This window comes from Streptomyces humi (genome assembly GCF_001005085.2).
In the GTDB taxonomy this organism is placed as follows: domain Bacteria; phylum Actinomycetota; class Actinomycetes; order Streptomycetales; family Streptomycetaceae; genus Streptomyces; species Streptomyces humi.
The window spans coordinates 1-345 of record NZ_LBMU02000182.1 but is presented as its reverse complement, the minus strand read 5'-3'; the positions used below and the strand labels follow the sequence as shown (position 1 = coordinate 345).

Below are 345 nucleotides of genomic sequence, written 5' to 3'. Positions count from 1 at the left end.
CTTGTCCTCAGTTGCTCGCGTCCACTGTGTTGGTTCTGAAACCACGAACAGCCCCACGTTTCACAGAGCGTGGTGCGGCTGGACAGTTTCATAGTGTTTCGGTGGTCATAGCGTGAGGGAAACGCCCGGTTACATTCCGAACCCGGAAGCTAAGCCTCACAGCGCCGATGGTACTGCAGGGGGGACCCTGTGGGAGAGTAGGACGCCGCCGAACAAATTTTAGGAAAGGCCCACGCCATATGGCGTGGGCCTTTTCGCGTTTATGCTCGACCCCATGCGCTACGACCTGGTCATCTTCGACAATGACGGCGTTCTCGTGGACAGCGAGCCCATCTCCAACCGGCT

At 58.0% G+C, this 345-nt stretch carries 1 rRNA gene and 1 pseudogene; both read left to right on the top strand.

Annotated features, from left to right (window positions below):
• Positions 1-97: 97 nt before the first annotated feature.
• Positions 98-214 (top strand): 5S ribosomal RNA (gene rrf, locus AAW13_RS43785).
• A 60-nt stretch (positions 215-274) separates the two neighbouring features.
• Positions 275-345: pseudogene (locus AAW13_RS45450) on the top strand (hydrolase); the annotation flags it as partial.